General features: G+C 60.0%; 19 protein-coding genes. 3 read left to right on the forward strand and 16 right to left on the reverse strand.

Annotation, left to right across the window (positions count from 1 at the left end):
• From AC07V0_RS06090 to AC07V0_RS06100, 3 genes are read right to left on the reverse strand one after another with little or no spacing between them, the layout of a single operon-like run.
• Positions 1 to 3,054 carry an efflux RND transporter permease subunit gene (locus AC07V0_RS06090; protein ID WP_495019512.1) on the reverse strand — a complete coding sequence of 1,018 codons (3,054 nt, stop codon included), beginning with the start codon at positions 3,052 to 3,054 and terminating at the stop codon, positions 1 to 3.
• Positions 3,051 to 4,118 carry an efflux RND transporter periplasmic adaptor subunit gene (locus AC07V0_RS06095; protein WP_495019513.1) on the reverse strand — a complete coding sequence of 356 codons (1,068 nt, stop codon included), beginning with the start codon at positions 4,116 to 4,118 and terminating at the stop codon, positions 3,051 to 3,053. The genes AC07V0_RS06090 and AC07V0_RS06095 overlap by 4 nt, the downstream gene beginning before the upstream one ends.
• The gene (locus AC07V0_RS06100) at positions 4,115 to 5,218 is read right to left on the reverse strand and encodes an efflux RND transporter periplasmic adaptor subunit (RefSeq protein ID WP_026286661.1); all 1,104 of its coding nucleotides are present in this window, start codon (positions 5,216 to 5,218) and stop codon (positions 4,115 to 4,117) included. The genes AC07V0_RS06095 and AC07V0_RS06100 overlap by 4 nt, the downstream gene beginning before the upstream one ends.
• A 302-nt stretch (positions 5,219 to 5,520) precedes the next feature.
• Between AC07V0_RS06100 and AC07V0_RS06105 the strand changes: the two genes are divergently transcribed.
• Positions 5,521 to 6,681, forward strand: coding sequence for an AAA family ATPase (locus AC07V0_RS06105; RefSeq protein ID WP_018929347.1), 1,161 nt, complete (start codon positions 5,521 to 5,523; stop codon positions 6,679 to 6,681).
• Between the two features lie 79 nt (positions 6,682 to 6,760).
• Here AC07V0_RS06105 and AC07V0_RS06110 read toward each other — a convergent pair whose 3' ends face one another.
• The 8 genes from AC07V0_RS06110 to AC07V0_RS06145 all read right to left on the reverse strand — a co-directional run bounded on the left by AC07V0_RS06110 (position 6,761) and on the right by AC07V0_RS06145 (position 14,267).
• Positions 6,761 to 7,642: a transporter substrate-binding domain-containing protein gene (locus tag AC07V0_RS06110; protein WP_495019514.1), complete on the reverse strand. Its 882-nt coding sequence runs from the start codon at positions 7,640 to 7,642 to the stop codon at positions 6,761 to 6,763.
• Positions 7,639 to 8,421 (reverse strand): amino acid ABC transporter ATP-binding protein, encoded by a 783-nt coding sequence (locus AC07V0_RS06115; RefSeq protein ID WP_086944176.1) that lies wholly within the window; start codon positions 8,419 to 8,421, stop codon positions 7,639 to 7,641. Before AC07V0_RS06115 ends, AC07V0_RS06110 begins: the two co-directional genes overlap by 4 nt.
• On the reverse strand, positions 8,418 to 9,077 hold the full coding sequence (locus tag AC07V0_RS06120; RefSeq protein WP_018929350.1) for an amino acid ABC transporter permease: 660 nt from the start codon (positions 9,075 to 9,077) through the stop codon (positions 8,418 to 8,420). Before AC07V0_RS06120 ends, AC07V0_RS06115 begins: the two co-directional genes overlap by 4 nt.
• Complete coding sequence (locus tag AC07V0_RS06125; RefSeq protein WP_258698081.1) at positions 9,058 to 9,723, reverse strand: amino acid ABC transporter permease; 666 nt, start codon at positions 9,721 to 9,723, stop codon at positions 9,058 to 9,060. The genes AC07V0_RS06120 and AC07V0_RS06125 overlap by 20 nt, the downstream gene beginning before the upstream one ends.
• Before the next feature lie 465 nt (positions 9,724 to 10,188).
• Entirely contained in the window at positions 10,189 to 10,971 is a 783-nt protein-coding gene (locus tag AC07V0_RS06130; RefSeq protein ID WP_007941045.1) for a MetQ/NlpA family ABC transporter substrate-binding protein, read from the reverse strand.
• A gap of 261 nt (positions 10,972 to 11,232) precedes the next feature.
• Positions 11,233 to 12,165: a sigma 54-interacting transcriptional regulator gene (locus AC07V0_RS06135; RefSeq protein ID WP_086944178.1), complete on the reverse strand. Its 933-nt coding sequence runs from the start codon at positions 12,163 to 12,165 to the stop codon at positions 11,233 to 11,235.
• A gap of 68 nt (positions 12,166 to 12,233) precedes the next feature.
• Positions 12,234 to 12,815, reverse strand: a complete 582-nt coding sequence (locus tag AC07V0_RS06140; protein WP_064615794.1) for an alpha/beta hydrolase — start codon at positions 12,813 to 12,815, stop codon at positions 12,234 to 12,236.
• A gap of 378 nt (positions 12,816 to 13,193) precedes the next feature.
• Positions 13,194 to 14,267 carry a fatty acid desaturase gene (locus tag AC07V0_RS06145; protein WP_495019515.1) on the reverse strand — a complete coding sequence of 358 codons (1,074 nt, stop codon included), beginning with the start codon at positions 14,265 to 14,267 and terminating at the stop codon, positions 13,194 to 13,196.
• Between the two features lie 100 nt (positions 14,268 to 14,367).
• Between AC07V0_RS06145 and AC07V0_RS06150 the strand changes: the two genes are divergently transcribed.
• Entirely contained in the window at positions 14,368 to 15,372 is a 1,005-nt protein-coding gene (locus tag AC07V0_RS06150; RefSeq protein ID WP_019581709.1) for an AraC family transcriptional regulator, read from the forward strand.
• Positions 15,373 to 15,437: 65 nt separating this feature from the next.
• Here the strand turns inward: AC07V0_RS06150 and AC07V0_RS06155 are convergent, their stop codons facing one another.
• Entirely contained in the window at positions 15,438 to 15,803 is a 366-nt protein-coding gene (locus AC07V0_RS06155; protein ID WP_019581708.1) for a response regulator, read from the reverse strand.
• An 86-nt stretch (positions 15,804 to 15,889) separates the two neighbouring features.
• On the reverse strand, positions 15,890 to 16,576 hold the full coding sequence (locus AC07V0_RS06160; RefSeq protein WP_111453987.1) for a Crp/Fnr family transcriptional regulator: 687 nt from the start codon (positions 16,574 to 16,576) through the stop codon (positions 15,890 to 15,892).
• Between the two features lie 84 nt (positions 16,577 to 16,660).
• Here AC07V0_RS06160 and AC07V0_RS06165 point away from each other — a divergent pair, with 84 nt between their 5' ends.
• Positions 16,661 to 17,179, forward strand: coding sequence for an Mpo1 family 2-hydroxy fatty acid dioxygenase (locus AC07V0_RS06165; RefSeq protein ID WP_495019516.1), 519 nt, complete (start codon positions 16,661 to 16,663; stop codon positions 17,177 to 17,179).
• Positions 17,180 to 17,222: 43 nt separating this feature from the next.
• Here the strand turns inward: AC07V0_RS06165 and AC07V0_RS06170 are convergent, their stop codons facing one another.
• Genes AC07V0_RS06170 through AC07V0_RS06180 form a run of 3 tightly spaced genes read right to left on the reverse strand, consistent with a single transcriptional unit; the run spans position 17,223 to position 21,302 of the window.
• A complete protein-coding gene (locus AC07V0_RS06170; RefSeq protein WP_495019517.1) occupies positions 17,223 to 19,433 on the reverse strand; it encodes a GMC family oxidoreductase in 2,211 nt (736 codons plus the stop codon).
• Positions 19,430 to 19,942, reverse strand: coding sequence for a hypothetical protein (locus AC07V0_RS06175; protein ID WP_019581704.1), 513 nt, complete (start codon positions 19,940 to 19,942; stop codon positions 19,430 to 19,432). Before AC07V0_RS06175 ends, AC07V0_RS06170 begins: the two co-directional genes overlap by 4 nt.
• Complete coding sequence (locus tag AC07V0_RS06180; protein ID WP_495019518.1) at positions 19,932 to 21,302, reverse strand: cytochrome C; 1,371 nt, start codon at positions 21,300 to 21,302, stop codon at positions 19,932 to 19,934. The genes AC07V0_RS06175 and AC07V0_RS06180 overlap by 11 nt, the downstream gene beginning before the upstream one ends.
• Between the last annotated feature and the right edge of the window lie 197 nt (positions 21,303 to 21,499).

Raw genomic sequence — 21,499 nt, forward strand, 5'->3', positions numbered from 1 at the left:
TTACGGCGCTTGTTTCTTCGACTCGCGTACCTTGTACCAGGCCACATACAGCGCCGGCAAAAACAGCAGCGTCAGCAAGGTGGCGATGATGATCCCGCCAATCATCGCGTAGGCCATCGGCCCCCAGAACACTTCCCGGGCAATCGGGATCATCCCCATGCTCGCCGCCGCTGCCGTCAACAAAATCGGCCGACGCCGATGTTCCGTGGCCTGCACCACCGCGTCCCACGGCGTATAACCGCTCTTCTCGAAAGAATCGATTTGGGTCACCAGAATCACCGAGTTGCGGATGATGATGCCGATCAGCGCCAGAATCCCGAGGATCGCCACGAAGCCCATGGGCGTGCCCGTCGGGATCAGCGCCAGCACCACGCCGATCAAGCCGAGCGGCGCGACGCTGGCCACCAGGAACAGCTTCTGCACGCTGTGCAACTGGATCATCAGGAAGGTCGCCATCAAAAACAGCATCAACGGCACGACCTTGGCAATCGGTCCCTGGGCCTTGCCGCTTTCCTCCACCGTGCCGCCAGTGGCGACTTTGTAGCCCACCGGCAAACCGGCGGCGAACTTGTCGATGTCCGGTTGCAACTGCTTCACCAGGTCGGTCGGCTGAATCTCGTCGCGCACCGCAGCCTTGATGGTGATGGTCGGTTTGCGGTCACGACGCCATACCAGCGGTTGCTCCAGTTCGTAGCGCACCGTGGCGAACGCCAGCAGCGGTATCGAAGTGCCGCCGGGGGTGACGATCTGCAAGTTCTGCAAGGTTTCCGGGCTGCCGCGCTCGGCATCTTCAGCGCGGCCGACCACGTCGATCAGGTAGATGTCGTCATCGACCTGCGTCACCGGCGAGCCGACGACGATGCTGTTCATCAGGTTCGCCACGTCTTCCGACGACAGCCCCAGTTGCCGCGCCTTGTCTTGCGCGATGTCGATGCGCAGCACTTTGCCCGGCTCGTTCCAGTCGTAAATGATCTCGCCGATGTGCGGGTTTTTATCCAGTTCAGTGGCCAGGGCGATCGCGTGCTTGCGCACTTGATCGATGTCTTTACCGCTGACCCTGTATTGAATCGGACGCCCCACCGGCGGGCCCATTTCCAGGGCCTGGACGTAACTGCCGATGCCGACGAAGTCTTCACGCAAGCGCTTTTGCAAACGAGCAGTCAGCGCCGTGCGTGACTCCAGGCCTTTGCTGACGATCACCAGTTGCGCGTAGTACGGGTTCTGCAACTGCTGGTCGAGAGGCAGGTAGAAACGGATCGCACCCTCGCCGATGTAGGTGCTCCAGCGCACGATGTCCGGGTCGCCCTTGAGCGTCGCTTCGAGCTTGTCCACGGCTTTGCGGGTTTCGGCGATCGAGGCGTTTTGCGGCAGGTTCAGGTCGACGAGGATTTCCGGACGGTCCGAGGACGGGAAGAACTGGTTCTGCACGAACTGCATGGAAAACACCGAGAGCACGAACAGCGCCACGGTGATACCGATGGCCCACCAGCGGTTGCGCATGGCCCACAGCAGGCCGCCATTGAACGCCCGACCGATGCGCCCTGGCTCTGCGTCGTGAGGTTTCACATTGCTGCTCAGAATATGCACACCGAGCACCGGGGCGAACAGCACGGCGACGATCCATGACACCAGCATGGCCACCGCGATCACCGCGAACAGCGTGAAGGTGTACTCACCGGCGGAGCTCGCGTTCAAACCGATCGGCACGAAACCGGCGACTGTAACCAGCGTGCCGGTGAGCATCGGGAACGCCGTCGAGGTGTAGGCGAAGGTCGCCGCCTGTTCTTTGGTTTCGCCCATTTCCAGGCGTGTGACCATCATCTCCACCGTGATCATCGCGTCGTCCACCAGCAGGCCGAGAGCGATGATCAGCGCTCCGAGGGAAATCCGCTGCATGGTGATGCCACTGTATTCCATGAAGAGGAAGACCATCGCCAGCACCAACGGAATCGAACACGCCACCACCAGCCCGGCGCGCACGCCAAGGCTGACGAAGCTGACGATCAGCACGATCACCACGGCCTCGAACAATGCACTGGTGAAACCGCCGACAGCTTCTTCCACCACTTCGGCCTGATCGGAAACGTTGTGCACGCCAACGCCCACCGGCAGGTCGGCCGTCAGCTCGTTCATGCGCAGATGCAGCGCCTTGCCAAATGCCTGGATGTTGCCGCCCTTCTTCATGGCGATTGCCAGGCCGATGGCCGGCTGGCCGTTGAAACGAAACTCCGGGGTGGCAGGATCGACATAGCCACGGCTGATGTCGGCGATGTCGGCCAGGCGGTAGAAGCGGTCGTTGAGCTTCAGGTTGACGTTGGCCAGGTCTTTCTCAGAGGCAAACTGCCCCGAGGTCCGCACCGAAATCCGCTCCGGGCCGGCCTCGATCACTCCCGCCGGGGTCACGGCATTCTGTGATTGCAGGCTCTGCACCACCTGGCGCTGATCGATGCCGAGGGCGGCGAGTTTGCGGGTGGAGAAGTTCAGGTACAGCACTTCATCCTGCTCGCCGATCATTTCGACCTTGCCCAACCCTGGCACTTCACGGATTTCGGCACGCACCTGTTCCACGTAATCGCGTAGCTGGCGCATTGACAGGCCGTCAGAGGTAAAGGCATACACCGAACCGAACACGTCACCGAACTCATCGTTGAAGCCCGGCCCTTGCAGGCCTTGCGGGAAGTCGCCGCGGATGTCGTTGATCTTCTTGCGCACCTGATACCAGATTTGCGGAATGTCCTTGGCGCTGGTGGTGTCGAGCAGATTAACGAAGACCGTCGATTCACCGGGGCGGGTGTAGCTTTTCACGTAATCGAGCGAGTCGAGTTCTTCGAGTTTTTTCTCGATCCGGTCAGTGACCTGCTTGAGGGTTTCTTCCTGGGTCGCGCCGGGCCAGCGGGTCTGGATCACCATGGTTTTGATGGTGAACGACGGGTCTTCTTCGCGGCCCAGGTTCAGGTAGGAGAACACGCCCATCAACAGCGCGACGAACATCAAATACCAGACAAACGACTGATGCTTGAGGGCCCACTCGGATAAGTTGAAACTCCCTTTCATTGCGGGCCGCCCTCGTCAATTCTCACTTTCTGCCCCGGTTTGAGGCTATTCACACCGGCACTGACCACCCGCTCGCCGGATTTCACACCGTTGGCCACGACCACTGTGTCGTCGGTCCGGCTGACCAGGCTGACCTCCCTTGGGGCAACGGTTTGCGTCTGTGGATCGACGACCCAGATCCGTGTTTTCCCATCGACCTCCTGCAATGCGCTCGCCGGCAGTTCGAGGCGTGGTTTGATTTCAGAGCTGAGGGTCACGCTGATCGCCGTGCCGAGATGAAAACCCGGTGGCGTATCAGTCAGGCTCAGGCGGGCACGACGGGTACGGGTCGCGCTTTGGGCCTGGGGTTCGATTTCACGCACGATGGCGGTGCTGGTGATGCTCGGGTCCAGCTGCGAGGCGACCTGGAACACCACGTCGGCCGGCAAATCATCGACCAGGGTGTCGGGCAAGTCGATCACTGCTTCCTTGATGTCCGGCTGCGCCAGGGTCACCACTTGCTGGCCGGCGGTCACCACTTGCCCGGCTTCGGCATTCCACGCGGTGACAATGGCTTTGTGATCGGTGCGCAGCTCGACGTAGTTGAGTTGGTCCTGCGCCTGGTTGACGGCGGCCCTGGCTTGATCGAGGGACGCCTGGGTGGTTTTCAGTTCGGTCTGGGCGATGTCCAGTTGTGCCTGGGCGCCGACCCCGCGATTGAACAGTTCCTGCTGACGCCGGGCGTTGGCCTGGGCGTTGATGAGCTGCGCCTGAACACGCGCCAGGTCACCCTGGGCCGAGCGCAACTGGTTCTGCTGATCGGTGGGGTCGAGGGTGGCGAGCAAGGCGCCTTTCTGGACTTCGGCGCCGACATCGACATTGCGGCTGGCGATACGCCCCGGCACCCGGAAACCGACATTGCTTTCGTAACGGGCCTGAATGCTGCCGGCGAACCGGCCGAGATCCTCTTGATGGAGCGCTTTCACTTCCACAGACAACACCGGCCGCACCGGTTCTGGCGGCGCTTCTTCCTTGGAACAGGCGACCAGAAGTACAGCGGCGGACAACAGCAACAGGTGCTTCATGGTTGGGCTCCTGTGGTTGGGGTCTGATCGGTATTTTCGACGACCTCCACCCGTACGCCCGGGTGCAGCAACTGGCCGCCCGCAGTGACGACTTTTTCGCCACCGGTGAGGCCGGCGCTGACAATGACTTTGCCGGTCAGGTAACGGCCAACGGTGACCGTGTGCAACTGCGCCTTGCCCTCGGCGTCCACCAGCCACACGGCCGGGTCGCTGAGGTTTTTGGTCAGGGCCGCCCAGGGCAGTTCCACTGCGGTTTTACCCACTGGCTTAGCCGTGGCGCTCACCACCGAGCCGAGCTGCATGCCTTCAGGGAGACCATCGAGGCTGACTTTGACTTGCACCGTGCCGGTCTGCGCGGACACCGCTGGCGTGACCTCCCGAACGGTGCCCGTGGTCTTGATTTTCGGATTGTCGAGCAGGCTGACCACAATCGATCGGTCTGACGGCGGTTCGGTCAGTAGCGATTCGTAAACATTGAACACCGCGTCACGCTCGCCATCCCGGGCCAGGCTGAAAATCGGCACCGTGGCCTGCACCACCTGGCCGACTTCGGCCTGGCGCGCAGTAATCACGCCTGGCGCATCGGCAATCAACGCGGTGTAGCTCAGTTGATCGCGGGCGTTGGCCAATTGCGCTTGAGCCGCGCTCAATGCGCTCTGGCTGCTGCGCAAGGCCGCTTGGGCGGAGTCGTATTCGCTCTGGCTGGTGTAGCCCTTGGGCAGGAGTTTTTGCTGGCGAACGAAGGCGGCGGCAGTCTGTTTGACCCGCGCCTGCTCGGCAACCACCTGGGCCTGGGCCGAATCGACATTGGTTTGCAGGTCTTTGGGGTCAAGCCTGGCCAGCACTTGTTTGGCCGACACCCGGTCACCGACATCGACCATGCGCTGGATGATCTTGCCGCCCACGCGGAACGACAACTCGGTCTGGACTCGGGCCTGAACATCACCGGTGAGTGTCACCGCAGCGGCGTAATCGGTTGGCTTGACCTCTTGCACGAAGACTCGCGGACGGTCCTTCTCGACGGGCTTTTTTTCACCACAGGCGGTCAGCAAGGCGAAGAGGCTCAGGCCAACCATTAATTTCAATCCGGGACCCGCCATGCAGACTCCTTTGCGTTGTACGTACGTGCCAGTGACGATACGACTGTGAGCTTAGAACAGGGTTCAACAGGTGCACGGGTTTGCTACGTACCTTATGGCCTGGGGACTATCCTGTGGCGAGGGAGCTTGCTCCCGCTCGGCTGCGCAACAGACGCAAACCTGCTATCTCGTTTTGCCTGACACACCTCGTTTAACTTTTTTGAGCCGCTTCGTAGCCCAGCAAGAGCAAGCTCCCTCGTCACAGACGATCACAGTCGCCGACGATAAGACAAACTGGCGGACCCTGCAGCAGGAAGCTCCCCATGCTCAAAACCCTCGCGGTGGCCAACTACCGCTCGATCAATAAATTGGTGATTCCGCTCGAACGGCTGAACCTGATCACCGGCCCCAACGGCAGCGGTAAATCCAATCTCTACCGCGCCTTGCGTCTGCTGGCGGAAACTGCTCAGGGTGGAGTGGTCAATGGCTTGGCACGCGAGGGTGGGCTGGATTCGACCTTCTGGGCCGGGCCGGAAACCATCACCCAGCGCATGCGCACTGGTGAAATCCCGGTCCAGGCAACCATGCGACACGGCGTCAAGCGCCTGCGCCTGGGGTTTGCCGGCGAAGACTTCAGCTACTCGATCGCGCTGGGCCTTGCGGAACCGAGTCTTTCCGCGTTTTCTCTGGACCCGGAAATCAAAAGGGAATGCATCTGGTCCGGGCCGTTCTATCGCCCGGCCAGCCTGCTGGTGGATCGCGACGGCCCGATGATTCGCACACGGGCCGGACGCGGCTGGGAGGTGCTGGCCCAGCGCACGCCGAATTTCGACAGCCTGTTCGATCAGGTTGGTAGCTTGCGTACCTCGCCGGAAGTCTTGCAGCTGCGTGAATTCATCCGCCGTTGGCGCTTCTACGATCACTTTCGCAGCGATGCCGAAGCTCCGGCGCGACAACCACAACTGGGCACTCGCACGCCGGTGTTGCACCACGACGGTCGCGACCTCGCGGCGGCATTACAGACCATCCGCGAAATCGGCGATCCCGAAGCCTTGCAGGCGGCGATCAGCGATGCGTTCCCCGGCGCGACGCTGAACATCGCATTGCTGCAAGGTGGCCGATTTGCAATCGAGTTTTATCAGGAAGGGTTGTTGCGGCCACTGTCCGCCGCCGAATTGTCGGACGGGACGTTGCGCTATCTGTTGCTGGTCGCGGCATTGCTGACACCCCGGCCGCCGACGCTGATGGTGCTGAATGAGCCGGAAACCAGTCTGCATCCGGACTTGTTGCCGGCGTTGGCGCGGTTGATTATTCGAGCGTCCGAACAGTGCCAGGTGTGGGTGGTGTCCCATGCGCGGCGCTTGATCTCGGCATTGCAGCAAGACCCGGAATGCAATTGCATTGTGCTGGAGAAAGATTTCGGCCAGACCGGGATGGTCGGGCAGCGGATGCTGGATGAGCCGGTGTGGTATTGGCCTGACTGAGACACACTGATCGTTTCCACGCCCTGTGGCGAGGGAGCTTGCTCCCTCGCCACAGGTGGGAGCGATCATCTGAAGCCAATCACCCCTGCCACTTCCCACCCTCGACAATCACGCTTTCAGGCCTGGTGTCGTCGCTCAGCTCTTTGCGCACATACTGGTCGTACAGCTTGAGCAAAAACTTATCCTCACCCAGCTTCGCCAACTCCGCATTCACCCAATCACGCAGTTCGATGTTGCCCTTCTTTACCGCCGGGGCGATCGGTGCTTCGGCGCCCAACTTCTGCTCCAGTACGCGGTAGCCCGGGTTTTGTTTGGCCCAGCTGAACAGCACCAGATTGTCCTGCGCATAAGCGTCGCCGCGACCATTGGCCAGGGCTTGCAGGGACTCGGAGTTTTTCTCGAACTTCAGCAGTTTCCAGTCCGGATGATTTTTCGTCAGCCAGATGTCCGCCGTAGTGCCCGTGGTGACAATGGTGGTGCGGGTTGCCAGGTCATCGAGGGTCTTCACCGAACTCGCCTGCGGCACCAGTGCCTGCACCGCCACCTTGAGGTTCGGGTTGGTGAAGTCCACCGCTTCCTTGCGCTCCGGGGTGACGGTCATGTTGGCCAGGATCAGGTCGACCTTGTCGCTCTGCAGGAATGGAATCCGGCTCGCCGGCTCCACCGCCACGAACTCGACTTTGTTTTCATCGCCCAATAGATCCTTGGCGAATTGGCGGCCAATGTCAGTATCGAACCCCACGTAACGCCCGGCTTCATCGACAAAACCGAACGGCGGTTTGTCGGTGAACACGCCGACAATCAGCTTGTCCCGGGCTTTGATCTTTTCCAGGTAACCGGCCGGTGCGCTGCTGACGCTGGCGACTTTCGGCTTGGCCGGCTCTTCGGTTTTGTTGCAACCGGCCAGCAGCGCCAGGCCGAACAGCGGGAGTAGCAGCAGAGAAGACTTGGCAGTTTTCATGGCAGTTCCAATTCCTTTATTTGAGTCGTTTTGGGTAGTGCGGCGACGAAGGAGAACTTCTCCAGGAACTGCTGCGCTCGTGCGGTTTGCGGGTTCGTAAAGAAAATCTCGGGGGGTTGTTGCTCAAGGATGCTCCCGGCGTCCATGAACACGATGCGGTCGGCCACGGCGCGGGCGAAGGCCATTTCGTGGGTGACAATCAATAAGGTCATGCCCTCGCGGGCCAGGCCCTGAATCACTTCGAGTACCTCCTTGACCATCTCCGGGTCGAGGGCGGCGGTGACTTCGTCAAAGAGCATGACTTGGGGGTTCATGCACAGCGAACGGACGATGGCGATGCGTTGCTGCTGACCACCGGAGAGCTGACGCGGGAACGCGTCGCGCTTGTCCAACAGGCCTACGCGCGCCAGCAAGGCTTCGGCCTGGGCACGGGCTTCGCGGCGGTCGCGCTTCTGCACTTTCACCGGGCCAAGCAGCACGTTATCGAGCACGCTCATGTGCGGAAACAGGTGATAACTCTGGAATACCATGCCGATCTGCTGACGCACTTCGCGCCAGTCGGTGCCCTTGTCCAGCAACTCACGCCCGGCAAAATTCAAGCTGCCGCTGTGAGCGACTTCCAGGCCGTTGAGGCAGCGCAGCAAGGTGCTTTTGCCACAGCCGCTGGGGCCGAGGATGACGATCACTTCGCCCGTTCTCACCTTCAGGTCGATGCCGTTGAGCACCTGCTGCTCGCCGAAAAATTTGTTGAAACCCTTGAACTCGATCAATGCGCTCATGCTTGCGTCCAGCGCCGCTCCAGCACGCGGGAAGCGGCTGACAGCGGGTAGCAGATGAAAAAGAAAAACAGAAACAGCGCGCCGTAGATCAGTACCGATTCGTAGGTGCGCTCGATGATCTGCTGGCCGACCTTGATCACGTCCACCACGCCGATCAGCACCGCCAGAGAGCTGGTCTTGATGATCCGCGTGTAGACGTTGATGGTCGGCGGCGTCATGCGTTTCAGCGCCTGGGGCAGCAGCACGTAGCCATAGAGTTGCGGGCCGTTCAAGCCAATCGACAATCCCGCTTCTCGCTGGCCGCGCGGTAACGAATGCAAGGCGCCGCGCACCACTTCCCCGACTTCGCTGGCGCCCCACAGCGACAGCACCAGCACCGCGCACCAGAAGCTCGGAATGCTCAGGCCGAAAAAAATCGGCAGGCCGAAGAACAACAAATACAACCAGACCAGCACCGGGATCGCCCGGAACAATTCCAGATAAACCCGCAGCATTGCGTTGAGCCATGTCGAATTCAGCGTGCGCAACACGCCGTAGAGCACCCCGCCGACGGTGCTGAAGGCGATGCTCAGGAATGAAATCGACAAGGTTTGTGCAGCGCCCTTGCCCAATTGCGGCAACGACACCATGAGCAACTCAAGACCCGAACTGGCCATGCTGGAGCCTCCTTTCCAGACGGCTGAGCAGCAGCGACAACGGCAAAAACAACAGCACGCAGATCAACGTCAGCACGGCGAGCATTTCGTAGGTTTTGTAATAGAGCGCGATGTAGCTCTTGGTGGTGTAGAGAATCTCCGGCACCGCCACCGCCGAGACCACCGTGGTTTCCTTGAGCAGGAATATGAAATTGGCGAACAGCGACGGCAGGCTGAGGATGCCGGCCTGCGGCAAGATCACGTAGCGCAGCAATTGCCCGTGGGACAAGCCTATTGAACGACCGGACTCAAGTTGCGCCTGGGGCACGGCATCCACGCCGGCGCGCAGGACTTCGGTGAGGTAGGCTCCGCCGAGAAAGGTCATGGTGATGATCGCTGCGGCGAAGCCCGAGACTTTGATGCCCAGGGCCGGCAAGGCGAAGTAGACGAAGAACAACTGGATCAGCAATGGCGTGTTACGCGCCAACTCCACATACAGCCCGACCAGGCGCTGCAGGTAAGGCGTGCGAAACACCAGAATCGTCGCGTTGATCAGCGCCACCAGCAACGAAGTGCCGATAGCGATCAAGCCGACCTGCAGCGTCACGCCAACGGCTTTGAGAAACGCCGGCAGGGTGCTGAGGATAAACGCGTAATCGAAGGTCATTGAACATCCTGTACGCCGCTCGGTAAGCGGCGATGGCGCAGTCCATGGGCAGTGGATAACCACCCGGCAGGCGCCAACTTTAAAGGTATAAAAAGAGGAATTTAAATACCGTTAAAGCATATTGATATCACGCAAAAAACTATTCTGCGGATTTGCGACGGCAGCGGGGGACGGTTATTTTCCTTTGCACTGTAGGAGGGATCTTTTTTTCAAAATGCCCCTCCAAGGACGTGCAGCTTTTGGCCAGACTCCCCCGGCCGAACCATCACAAGGAAGAGAACATGGCTGACGTAAAAGTGACGCCGCGGCTGGATCCGCAGGACATCGTGAAATTGCTGGTGGCGCTGCGCAAGGCGTTGAAGACGCGGGTGGCCTGAAATCTTTTGATCTTGGCGCAATAAAAAACGCCGACGCTGTAGTAGCCGTCGGCGTTTGAAACCTTGAAGGGTTCGAGACTGCAATCAATCAGAACGCCGGCAGTACCGCGCCGCTGTATTTCTTGTCGATGAACGCCTTCACTTCCGGGCTGGTCAGAGCCTTGGCCAGTTTCTGGATGGCAACGCTGTCCTTGTTGTCCGGACGTGCCACCAGGAAGTTCACGTAAGGCGAATCGGCACCTTCGATCACCAGTGCGTCTTTAGCCGGATTCAGGCCCGCGTCCAGCGCGTAGTTGGTGTTGATCATGTCCAGATCGACCTGGTCCAGAACACGCGGCAGCATGGCCGACTCCAGTTCCTTGAACTTGAAATTGTGCGGGTTCTTGGCGATGTCTTTCGGGGTGGCCAAAGCGTTTTTCGGGTCTTTCAACTCGATCAGGCCAGCCTTCTGCAGCAGGATCAGGGCACGGCCGCTGTTGCTGCCTTCGTTCGGGATGGCGATGGTTGCGCCGTCCTTCAGCTCAGCCAGGGTTTTGACTTTCTTCGAGTAGCCGCCGAACGGTTCGACGTGCACGCCGATCACAGTCACCAGGTTCGTGCCTTTGCCTTCGTTGAAGCTTTTCAGGTACGGCAGGGTCTGGAAGTAGTTGGCGTCCAGACGCTTCTGATCGACCTGCACGTTCGGCTGAACGTAGTCGGTGAAGACTTTGATTTCCAGGTCCACGCCTTCTTTGGCGAGGGTAGGCTTGATCAGTTCAAGAATCTCGGCATGTGGAATCGGCGTCGCCGCAACCACCAGTTTCTCGCCAGCCTGGGCCAGACCCGCGGTCAGGGCAGCCGCCAATGCGGTGAACAACAGAACCTTTTTCATGCAGTGTCCTTATCGAAAATCACGGTCGTCATCGACGACGGCTAAATGTTTAGGCGCCAGTGAAGTGCTATCGCTGGCGTGACGCGGACGATACCGGGATTTTTTATTCCCGAACAATATCTTTTATTCACTTTCATATTCCATTTTGTTCATACAGCCCCCCTTCCATAAATCCATCCACGACCCTGCAGGAGCGCGACTTGCCCACTAAGCCGTCCTCCAGACAGACCGAGTTGTCTGGTTCGCGAGCAAGCTTCGCTCCTACAGAAGCCCCGTCGCTTTGAGCAGGTCTTTCAAGGCCTCTTTTTCGGCGGCGGAGCCGCTGCCGAGGATTTTTTTCAGTTGCTGCTCGATCTGTAGCAACGATGCAGGCGCCTCGGGCAGATTCAAATGCTCCGGCAAAATCTCATCGCCAGTACTCACCAGCAGCGCAAAGTGAATGACGTTCTCCAGCTCTCGGGTGTTGCCCGGCCAACTGTGTTGCTCCAGCAGATGCTGCGCGGCTTCGCTGATCAGTGGCACCGGCAGGTCGAGGCGCTGGCTGTAGATGCCGAGGAAGTATTCGGCCAGCGATAAAATATCGCCCACCCGCTCACGCAAGGCCGGCAGTTCGAGCTGGCCCTCGCTGAGGTAGTGATAAAGCCGCTCATGGAATTTTCCGGCCGCCACTGCCTGGGCCAGATCGATGCTGGTGGCCGCCACCAGACGCACGTCCACCGGGCTCGGCTGGTGCGCACCGACGCGGGTGACTTCGTGGTTTTCCAGGGCTGCGAGCAACTTGATCTGGATCGGCAGCGGCAGGTCGCCGATCTCGTCCAGGTACAAGGTGCCGCCGTTGGCCGAGCCGAACCAGCCGGCACGACTGCTGGCCGAACCGCTGTAACTGCCGGCGGCATAGCCGAACAGTTCAGCATCGGCGTAAGTCGGGCTGATCGCGCCGCAATTGACGGACACGAACAACCCGCCACGATCACTGGCGCGATGGATGTGCCGCGCCAGCAGTTCTTTACCGCTGCCGGTTTCACCGCGAATCAACACCGAGATCGAACGTGGCGCCAATTGTTCCAGCTCCTGGCGCAATTGCCGGGAACGCGGATCGACAAACACCAGCGCCTTGGCGCGGATGCTCAGCGGGCTTTTCTCCGCATCGGGAAAGGTCAGCAATGGCTGACCGAAGATTTCATGCAAACTCATGGCAGACTCCCGCCCAAAACCGCCGGGAGGCGGGGGCCGATTCAAAAAAAAGAAAAAAAGGAAAGGATTCAAGCGCGACGCAGGGCGTGCTGTTCCATGCGGTTCTGCAACCGATAAAGGTAGGCAAAACCCTGCTCCCAGCGCCGGTGACCGGACTTCACGTTGATGTGCCCGGCCCCCGATAAAATCCCCGCCTCGGCGCCCCACTGACGCGCCAGTTCAAGCGCGCGTGGCGCGCTCACGGCGGCGTCGTTGTCAGAGCTGACGACCTGGCTCGGGAACGGCAATAAATGGGTCGGGATCGGCGCAAAGTTGCGTAGGGCCGGCGCGCAGGCCGGGCGCTCGACGTCCGCCGGCGCGACCAGCAAGGCGCCGCGCACTTGACGCAAAAATTGCAGCGGCGCGGTGGCTGCCCAATGGGCAACGGTGATGCAACCCAGGCTATGGGCGATCAGGATCACAGGCGTGCTGTCGGCGGCAATCGCCTCGGCCAACGCTGCGACCCAGTCTTCACGACGAGGCGTCAGCCAGTCGGCCTGCTCCACCCGCGCGCTGTTTGGCAGACTGTTCTGCCAGTGGGTTTGCCAATGATCTTCTGGCGATCCTTGCCAGCCCGGCACAATCAGGTAGCGAATTGATTCGTTGCGCATGGGGGAGCTCTCCTGCTGTGTGTCTGTTCCTGATCGAGTATAGGGAGGAGAGTTATATTCGCTAAGGAATAAGAAGCTATTTATTAAGACCAATATCGAATATGCGTTTATCCAAAATAAAAAAGGGGCCGCACCCTGCCAAGGAGACGGCCCCGGAAACTCAAAATCTGTTTGCGCTGATCAACAATCCTGAAGCCGATGATTGGCGAAATCGGTTATCCAATAAAGGAATATTTAATTACTTTATTAGACCTAAATCACATATACGAATCATCTTCGGCAATCGCCGACCCCTCGCTGCTTGCGTCACAACTTAGCGTCCCTTTGGGTCAAATTGATGACGAGCGTTTTTCGCCTTTGAGTTTCCGGGTGCCTTGCTCAAACCTGAGCGGGATGCACTTGACGGGGTTCTGTGGTCGCCTTGTGCGCAAATCGGTTCGCCCGTGCAAACGTCCCGAAATCATTGAACCGAACCCCCATCTCACGCATCACCTCATGCGCCACCGGCACCGTCATCTGGCGGATGTAAAACGGCTCCTTCACCACAAAATGATGGATCCCGTGGCTGCTGCCGAAGTTGAAGCAGAACACCTGCAACGGCCACAGCCACCAAGGGTTCAAGACCTGAGTCTGCTGAATCACATTCCCCGGCTCGACGTCACCGTAGTAGTGCATGTTCGAGCTGACAAAATGCAGGCAGAACGTGCGCAACACGTTCGGACCGATGATCACCACGACAGCGATGTCGATCACTTGCATCACCGCCAATGTCGTCGCCGACCATTCGATGGGCGCCCCCGATAGATGCGCGATGCCGTTGGCGGCGTGAAAACCGAGGAACACATACCACGCCCCCCAATGCATCAGCGCCAGCGGTGCGTAAACTTTCAGGGAGCGCTTGAGGATGCTGAACTTGTGCGCCCAGGTCTTGGCCCGCAGCATGCGGATAAGCGCCGACATCACGTTGTCGCCAACCATCAACAGCCGCGCAAAACCCCAGCGCTCACCGTTGGTGATCGCCCGCTCTTCCATGTCGGCTTCAGTGCCGGACACCTTGTGGTGGTTGAGGTGCAAATGGCGGCGGATCCACGGATTGATGGTGCTCGGCCGCGCCAGCCACACCAGGCCCATCATCAGGTTATGCGGCACCCGCCGTTTGCGAAAATACATGCTGTGGATCAGGTCATGCTCAAGTTCATGGGTCAACGAGGCGAAGAACGCGTTGACCAACAGGCATGCCCACCAGGCCATGTATCCGTTGATATAGAGCACTGCCGAACCGATCATCCCGGCCAGGGCGAAGGCCAGGATGCCCGCACCCAAGGCGTCCTGATGGTTGAGAATCGGGTAGCGCCGACGCAACTCGACGCCCTTGGCCAATACCACCTGGCGAATATGCGCTGATCGTTGTGCTGCATTCAGTCGCAGGGGACTTGCAGAAGTACCGTCCATGCTTCCATCCTCTGGTTATTGATGTTCGCATCCTGCCCTGTGATGCTTCACACAGCGGTAGCCGTGAACGCCAACCTGTTGACCGGACGCGCCAATCGACATGACTGAACCGACCTCCCTCGCCAGCTGGACCCGCGCCCTGCGCAAGCAGCTCGATGCGCTGGGCCTCGACAGCACCGCCCTGTGCCGACAGGCGGGGCTCGATCCGCAGTTGATGGACGACCCGAACGCCCGTTACCCGTTGTCCGGCACCACACGCCTGTGGGAAATCGCGGTGCAGGTCAGTGGCGACCCGGCGATTGGCTTGCGGGTGTCGCGGTTTGTCAGCCCGACCACGTTCCATGCGCTCGGGTATGCGTTGGTGGCCAGCGGCAGCTTGCGGGAAGTGTTCGAGCGCATCGTGCGTTATCACCAGGTGGTCAGCGATGCGCTGGACCTGGAGTTGACCCGCGCCGAGGATCGCTACCGCTTCCGCCTGAAAATCCCCCAAGGCAACCCCGCGCCAGCCTTCGAAGCCATCGACGCATTCGCGGCGATTTACGTGCGCACCTGCCGTAACCGGCTGGGCCGCGACTACGCGCCGCTGGCGGTTTATCTGCGCCGTCCGGAACCTGCCGACCCGCATCAATGGCACAAAGTGTTCCGTTCGCCGGTGTATTTCGCCGCCGAGGAAGACCGACTGGAATTCGCCCTGGTGGATTTCGACAGCCACCTGGACGACGCCAACCCGGAACTGGCCGAACACAACGAGACCGTGCTCAAACGCACCCTGGCGCAACTCAAGCCCCTGACCTGGGAGCGCAAGGTTCGCGACGCCATTGAAGAGCAACTGCCTGAGGGCGAACCGTCGGCCGATCGCATCGCAGAAGCACTGCACTTGAGCTTGCGCAGCCTGCAACGACACCTGGCGGACGAAGGTTGTCGGTTCGATACGCTGCTCAACGAAAGTCGGGAAAACCTGGCGCTGCTGCACCTGCGCGACCCGCAATGCTCGTTGAGCGAGGTCAGTTATCTATTGGGATTCGCCGACACCAGCAGCTTCAGCCGCGCGTTCAAGCGCTGGACGGGAATGACGCCGGGGCAGTTTCGGGATGGGTTGCGGTAATAGATTCCCAAGGCGTGTTGAGATTTCCGGCCCCCATCGCAATTTCTCAAGCACCACTGAAACCGCTACCGCCCCCGATCCCGCCGCAACAGCTTGCGCACCCGCTTCACCAGCTCGCTGACGGTAAACGGCTTGAGCAGGTAATCATCCTCATGCAGCTCCAACCCGCGCAACCGGTCCTCGATGCCGTCCGTGGTGGTGAGCAATAGCACCGGCGTATCGCCGAGCTTGCGGATCTGCTGCAGCAACTGCCAGCCGTTGAGCCCCGGCAGCATCACGTCGAGGATGATCAATTCATATTCGCCAGATTCGATAAAGCGTCGGCCGTCCATGCCATTGAGCGCTACATCCACCGCATAACTCGCTTCGCTCAGGCCTTTGGCCAGGAGGCTGGCGGTCTCGGGCTCGTCTTCCACTAACAGCACACGCATGGCACACCTCGATTGTCGTCTTCACAGGCTAGGCGCGTTCGTGGACAAAGCCCATCAATAAAATCGACAGCGCCTGCAAGTGCACATCAAACCACCGCCAACGCCCGCAACCGCTGCGCATCCAGAATCTCGATCTCGCCATACCTGAGATTCAGAATCCCCTGCCCCTGCAAGTCCTTGAGGATCTGGTTGGTGGTCTGGCGCGACAGCGACAGCATCGACGCCAATTGCTCTTGCGGCAGTTGCAGAACGCGGCGCGGCAGGTCGATTTCACCATAGCCCTCGGCGATCATCAGCAAGCGATGGGCCAGGCGCGCCGGGGCTGGCATCAGGCTCAGCTGTTCGAGGTTGATGAAGGTCAGGCGCAGTTTGTGGCTCATCAGCAATGCCAGTTGCCGCCAGTACACCGGGTGTTCGTCGAGCAATGCCAGCAGCGCCGTTTGCGGGATGTGCAACAGAATGCACTGGCCCACGGCGTAGGCATCATGGGTTCGCGGCTGGCCATCGAACAGGCAGATTTCGCCGAACCAGTGCGGCGGTTCCACCAGGCTTAGCAGCGCTTCCTTGCCCTGCTCATTCACCGCGCCAATGCGCACCGAACCTTCAAGCACCGCATACAACCCGCACGGGGGATCACCGCGTTTGAACAGCAGTTGCCCCGGTGACAGCCGCCGAATCCTGGCGATTGCCAGCAGACTATCCTGTAAGGAAACAGGCAAGTGACTGAACCATTGCCCCGTCATCAGGCGCGAACGCCAAACCTGCATGTCCATGAAAACTCCTGGAGATTGTCGCCTGGCTGACAGAGCGAGAGATGAACCCGGGGCATCATCAATCACCCTACAGGAGGAATAACAATGAAAAGCCTCGTTGACCATCTCAGTCAATACGCCGCCTACCACCGTGATCCGCGCAATATCGCCAGCCACTTCGTGGGCATTCCCCTGATCGTCGTGGCGGTCGCGGTGTTGCTGTCGCGTCCGCAATGGGCCGGGGGCTGGCTGTCACCGGCAGTGCTGGTGTCACTGATGTCGGCGTGGTTTTACCTGCGCCTGGAACTGCGGCTGGGGGTGCTGATGACGGTATTGCTGGGCCTGTCGATCTGGCTGGGGCATATGCTTGCGCAGCAGAGCACATTCGTCTGGCTTGGCGCCGGCATCGGGATGTTTGTGGTGGGCTGGGCGATACAGTTTGTCGGTCATCATTACGAGGGGCGCAAACCGGCGTTTGTCGACGATCTGACCGGACTGATTGTCGGGCCATTGTTTGTGGTGGTGGAAGCAGGCTTCCTGCTGGGGCTTCGGACCGAGCTGAAACGAGCCATCGAAGAACGCGCCGGGCCAGTGGCCTTGCGCAATCAACGCTCCGCCGCCTGAGAAAAAGAGCGGTAACGGATTGATACCGTTACCGCTCCAGGTTTCACAGCGTGCCGAACTCGACCCGAACCGTCAGTGCACCGAGGTTGTCCTTCAAACCCGCACCGTAGAGGCCTAGCAGGTCATCATTGATACACAACTGCAGCTCGCCTTGCTGGCCGGCCGGAATCTGCGCCAGATCACCGATCAGGAAGGGAATGCCAAAGTCACCAACACGGCCGATCAAAGCACCTTCGGCGGCCCCCATCAGCGTATAGCCGAACTTGGCGATGTAGTTCGGATTGCCCTTTCCATCCACCCAATTACCCTCCGGGCTGGCGCACCATAAGCCAAGGACACAACGAGCCAGACGTGGAACCAGACCGTTGATCTGTACACCGGTGCCCTGCCAGGGCAGATTGGCCAGAACCTCCACCGTCGCAGCCTTCAGGTCGTTGGCCAGCGTATCCCCGGCCTGGAACGACAACGCAGCAATCGTCAGGCTCGGGTTCGAAGTGCCGGTGCTGGGGAAGACACCATCGCCCACCAGGAACAGGTTCTTGTGGTCCCAACTGCGCTGGTATTTGTCGACGACCGATTTGGTTGGATCATCGCCCATGCGATAGGTCCCCATCAGGTGTCCGGCGCCCTGGAAACTGTAGGGCTCATTGTCATAGGTGAACGTCCCGGGCGTGAGAGGCTTCGTCAGCTCCACCGCGCCGAGCAGTTCGGTGATGATGTGAGTCGCCAACTTCTTCGCCTGCTTGAAGCCCTCCTTGGTGTATTTGGACAGGTCATAGTGAATTTCCGGCCGGGGAATGCCGAGCCGGTCCTTGTACTCGGTCGACGGCACGATGTAACACGTGGGGTGATCGGGATCGTCCTCGACCTGCTCCACCAGAAACGCGATCCGGAACTGACGGATGAACAAGTCGTTGAGCTTTTGAACCAATGCTGTCCCATAGAGCACTTGCTGTGGTTTCAAGGCCGGCGGTAGCGGGTTGGTTTGACTGTGATTCGCCCCGTCGATGAAGTCAGCCACGGTGGTGTAAGGATCGGTGGCCGGCCAGTTCCAGCCCTCGTTACCGATTTCGATGCGCCACGCCGCTCGAGATTTGCGAAAGTCACCGTCACGCAAACTCTCGATGCCCGCCGTGGACAGAGGACCCCGGTACGGAAAAACCGCCTTGCCTTCAGGCATCAGCCCCCATGCCAGGTAGATCGGGTGATCGGCCAGGCTGCGTCCCACCTGTCCACTGCTGTTGGCCACACCTTTGGGCCAGGCATCGCTGACCGAGTTGAGCAATAACTTGGGTGTCTCGATGGCATGGGCGGCGATCACATAACGCTGCCCGATAGCGACGCCGGTTCCAGTGACCGGGCCGTCGCCAAGCTGATACTGAATGAATTCGATACCGTTGATATTGCTGTCCGCCCCGACGGTCACTTTGCTCGCCACGGTTCGGTACAACACCTTGACCTTGCCGGTGGCCAGGGCCTTGTTCATTGTCACTGTCGCATCGTACTTGGCCTGGATCGGACAGATCGGTGTGCAGTTGGTGTTGCCGGCACACACCCGGCGCCCCGCGTAAGGTTGGGAATTGCGCCCGGCGGGCGTCGGACTGACCACCAGCGGCAAGCCGTCGAACATCTGCCCCGTCACGGCCGTGACAAAACTGCCATCGACCAGCGACAACGGAATGCTATGCATCGGGAATGAATAACCTTCGGGAAAGGTCATGCCCAGATAGGCCTGGTCGGCGACATTGGCCGCCACGCCGATTTCCGCCTCGGCCCGGCAGTAGGCACTTTGCAGATCGTCGTAGCCGATAGGCCAGTCCACCCCGACGCCGTATTTTGATTTCAGGCGAAAATCGTTCGGCACCATGCGCAGACATGTCCCTACCCAATGCCAGGTGGTGCCGCCGCCGACCCGTTCATAGGTGCTGGTGAAGGGCATCGGGCCTTTCTGCACCAGGTAGCTGATCGCCGGCTTGTCCCAGCCCAGGATCAAATCGGCGATGGTCGCACGTGGGGCGTTCTCGTTGGCCGGATCACGCGGCGTGTCCAGGCTCGTCACCGGTGGGTAAGGGGCCTCGGGGGTTTTCAGCGTGGACGTATAGAAGCGCTCCAGGTATTGAGCACGGTTGGCCGGGATTTCCGGGCCTGATTCGAGCACCAGCACATCCACCCCAGCCATGCCCAGTTGATAAGCGATGATGCTGCCGGCCAGCCCCGCGCCAACGATCACTACGTCCGCTTGTTCGGTACTCATGACAAGGCTCCTTGCTGTCCGCTGGCGGGTACCCCGGTGTAATCCTCAAGGCTCGGCGGCGTGGTGTTCCAATAGCCGAAAAACATCTCGCTGTATCCCATGGGATGGGCCTGGGCAATTTTCCAGGCCCAGCTGTTGATGTAGGCCTGATCGGACACCACCATCGAGTCGGTCGATTTGTAGCTCCCGGTGGCATAGGGCTGATACCAGACACCCAACAACCACAGTTTCATGATTGAACGCGCTGCTCGGGCGGTTTGCGTGGTCGCCGGTTGCGCCCCATCCATCAGCACCGCCTGGGCGATCCGGTCCGGAGGCTCAAGGTCCGCCGCCATCGTGGCGTACTGAGTCAGCAAGGCGTTGAGCACATCAGGCGTGATGCGCGGCGTGATGAACTCGAGAAAGATCGGCGGTAAGCCCACCTGGTCGATGGCCGGCGCCAGTCGATCAGCGGGAATGCCGGTGAGGGCCGATGAAAGGCCAATGAAGTTTTGCAGATCACTGCTCATGGCTGACTCCTTGTCCACCCGTGGACTGTGCGCGTTCAAGCAGGTAGGTGAAATCCGCGAAGCTGGTGCGCGGGGATTCGGTGACATGGGTGGCCGCATTGCCGTGACACGCCATGCAGCTGGAAGACGCCAGGGGCACGGTGCCCTGGATATAGGTTTCCAGCGTGGCGTTGGCCAGGAACAAGGGCGCGGGACTGCCCAGTGGGTTGGTCGCCGATATCTGGCAATTGGGCTGTGGAGGGGCTGACGGCCACTGGGTGCTGATCAATTGATAGTTCGCCCACACGCTCTGCGGATTGACCGTTCGCAGCAGGGCCTGGTACGTGGTGTTCAGCTTTTTGGTGGCGTCGGTCAGCGGCGCGTCACGCTCGATCTGCGAGGGCGTCGCCTTGACTGCCGGGTTCCACGGCCGTGGCGGAGGCTGGTTGACGTCGCTCTTGCTGTTGACGTTGTAGAACAGGTACGGGCCCACCCGCTGCTCAGGAGGCGTGGATTTCTCCGGTACGTTTTTCACATGTTCAAAGGTTGACCAGACCCACTGCGCGGCATTGGCGGTCTTATGAACGATGTGCAACCCCACCAGCCCGACCGGCTCGGATACACACGACTCCTCGACAATCGGCCCATGACTCGGATCGTTGTTGCCCGGTGTATAGACCAGTGCATCGACGGTGTGGAAATCCTGTCGGCGATCATTGGGGCCAAGCACTTTCCACGACGCCTTCACCATCACCGCACCGACCTGCTTCGTCTCAGCCGAGCCACAGCTGAAAGCCACGGCGTTGCTCGGGCTCGCTGCGAAAAACTTCTGCTGGCCTTCGATGCTGTACAGCCCGTTGTTGACGATCCCGTCGAACATCGATTGGTTGACCACGATTTCGTTGCGCGTATAGACGCCGTTCTGATCCACCAGCGGGCCACTCTCGAAGGGCTGGATAAACTCATTCAGCACATCGGGCACCTTGCCCATTTGCTGCAGGAGACGACCAGGCTTGAGCGACTTGCACGCTTCGGGGAGGGTTTCCGGGGCATTCCAGGGCAGCGGTGTCTGGCCCTTGGCCCGGAATATCTGGTAGCTCTCTTTCCAGCTTTCCCACACCGTGGCCCCATCCTGCTTGCCGATGGGGGTGCCGGTATTTGGATCGCCATTGTCCAGCGCCGGCCAGCTCAGGGCGATGAAGGTCTGCCACGACAAGTCATCGAAATCGGCCTGCAGGCTGGGCAGAGAAACCGGTTGGGTAACCGTGACATCAAAGGGTATCTGCGGCGACAGTGAGGGGGCGGCAATGGCGGACGAGCCCAACAAAGCGCTCAACAAGGCACAGCCAAACGGGCCATGCCGACTGACTTCCATTCTCATGCTTTATCTCCTTGGCATCAGGGCGCCAGGAGATAACACCGGTCCGTCATGGACTCTCACTGCCTCCTGGCAAGTCAGAGTCTAGGTAGGGTTTGAGGCAAAAAAATCACGGGGGTAGAACCGATCGAAGCAAGGTCAGTTGGTGTTATTACAGATTGGGTGGGGTGTTCTTGGAGACGCCATCGCGAGCAAGGACT

This window comes from Pseudomonas sp. GW821-FHT01E10, assembly GCF_059422365.1.

Excerpts from the sequence above, each read along its gene's own strand:
- AC07V0_RS06150 (WP_019581709.1), top strand. The coding sequence starts at position 14,368 with ATGACTGAACCGACCTCCCTCGCCAGCTGGACCCGCGCCCTGCGCAAG.
- AC07V0_RS06180 (WP_495019518.1), bottom strand. The coding sequence starts at position 21,302 with ATGAGAATGGAAGTCAGTCGGCATGGCCCGTTTGGCTGTGCCTTGTTG.
- AC07V0_RS06125 (WP_258698081.1), bottom strand. The coding sequence starts at position 9,723 with ATGACCTTCGATTACGCGTTTATCCTCAGCACCCTGCCGGCGTTTCTC.
- AC07V0_RS06155 (WP_019581708.1), bottom strand. The coding sequence starts at position 15,803 with ATGCGTGTGCTGTTAGTGGAAGACGAGCCCGAGACCGCCAGCCTCCTG.
- AC07V0_RS06120 (WP_018929350.1), bottom strand. The coding sequence starts at position 9,077 with ATGGCCAGTTCGGGTCTTGAGTTGCTCATGGTGTCGTTGCCGCAATTG.
- AC07V0_RS06100 (WP_026286661.1), bottom strand. The coding sequence starts at position 5,218 with ATGGCGGGTCCCGGATTGAAATTAATGGTTGGCCTGAGCCTCTTCGCC.
- AC07V0_RS06095 (WP_495019513.1), bottom strand. The coding sequence starts at position 4,118 with ATGAAGCACCTGTTGCTGTTGTCCGCCGCTGTACTTCTGGTCGCCTGT.
- AC07V0_RS06175 (WP_019581704.1), bottom strand. The coding sequence starts at position 19,942 with ATGAGCAGTGATCTGCAAAACTTCATTGGCCTTTCATCGGCCCTCACC.
- AC07V0_RS06115 (WP_086944176.1), bottom strand. The coding sequence starts at position 8,421 with ATGAGCGCATTGATCGAGTTCAAGGGTTTCAACAAATTTTTCGGCGAG.
- AC07V0_RS06105 (WP_018929347.1), top strand. The coding sequence starts at position 5,521 with ATGCTCAAAACCCTCGCGGTGGCCAACTACCGCTCGATCAATAAATTG.
- AC07V0_RS06135 (WP_086944178.1), bottom strand. The coding sequence starts at position 12,165 with ATGAGTTTGCATGAAATCTTCGGTCAGCCATTGCTGACCTTTCCCGAT.
- AC07V0_RS06090 (WP_495019512.1), bottom strand. The coding sequence starts at position 3,054 with ATGAAAGGGAGTTTCAACTTATCCGAGTGGGCCCTCAAGCATCAGTCG.
- AC07V0_RS06145 (WP_495019515.1), bottom strand. The coding sequence starts at position 14,267 with ATGGACGGTACTTCTGCAAGTCCCCTGCGACTGAATGCAGCACAACGA.
- AC07V0_RS06160 (WP_111453987.1), bottom strand. The coding sequence starts at position 16,576 with ATGGACATGCAGGTTTGGCGTTCGCGCCTGATGACGGGGCAATGGTTC.
- AC07V0_RS06110 (WP_495019514.1), bottom strand. The coding sequence starts at position 7,642 with ATGAAAACTGCCAAGTCTTCTCTGCTGCTACTCCCGCTGTTCGGCCTG.
- AC07V0_RS06165 (WP_495019516.1), top strand. The coding sequence starts at position 16,661 with ATGAAAAGCCTCGTTGACCATCTCAGTCAATACGCCGCCTACCACCGT.
- AC07V0_RS06170 (WP_495019517.1), bottom strand. The coding sequence starts at position 19,433 with ATGAGTACCGAACAAGCGGACGTAGTGATCGTTGGCGCGGGGCTGGCC.
- AC07V0_RS06140 (WP_064615794.1), bottom strand. The coding sequence starts at position 12,815 with ATGCGCAACGAATCAATTCGCTACCTGATTGTGCCGGGCTGGCAAGGA.
- AC07V0_RS06130 (WP_007941045.1), bottom strand. The coding sequence starts at position 10,971 with ATGAAAAAGGTTCTGTTGTTCACCGCATTGGCGGCTGCCCTGACCGCG.